The following is a 599-nucleotide window of genomic DNA, read 5'->3' on the forward strand; positions in this document are numbered from 1 at the left end:
GGGTTTTAGATTGGTACAAACTTACTTTAAATAGTGAAACAGTAATCAATCTTTACGCTTATCAAAATTTACAGGCTGATTTACAACAAATATTATCTTTAACACTTAACTATTTTATATGAAGAAATTTTTTCTGTTCGTCTTTTCAGCGATTCCTTTTTTTGTTCTTGCACAACAACCTGCACAAGACACATCGTGGAAAAAGATTTACCGTTCTTTCTCAACCAAAAAAAATGATTTAGTTCATACTAAACTACAGGCTAAGTTTGATTATGATAAAGCCTATATGTATGGTAAAGTATGGATTACTTTAAAGCCACACTTTTATGCAACAGATTCTTTACAGCTTGATGCTAAAGGAATGAATATTAATAAAGTTGAAGTTGTAAAAGCCGGCAAAAATATTCCGCTTCATTACAATTACGACAGCCTTTTTTTAAATATTAAGTTAGATAAGGTTTATAAAAACAATGAACAATACACTATTTACATAGATTATGTTGCTAAACCCAATGAATATCAGGCAGAGGGCAGTGCTGCTATAACGGATGCCCGTGGTTTATATTTTATTAATCCGAAAAGATCGGAAGAGCACACCT

At 31.4% G+C, this 599-nt stretch carries 1 protein-coding gene; it reads left to right on the forward strand.

The features are described 5' to 3' along the window. Positions 1-118 precede the first annotated feature (118 nt). Positions 119-599: M1 family metallopeptidase (locus E3E36_RS11240; RefSeq protein WP_167895511.1), on the forward strand; the 481-nt coding region annotated here is incomplete at its 3' end.

The organism is Thermococcus sp. M36, assembly GCF_012027355.1.
In the GTDB taxonomy this organism is placed as follows: Archaea; Methanobacteriota_B; Thermococci; order Thermococcales; family Thermococcaceae; genus Thermococcus.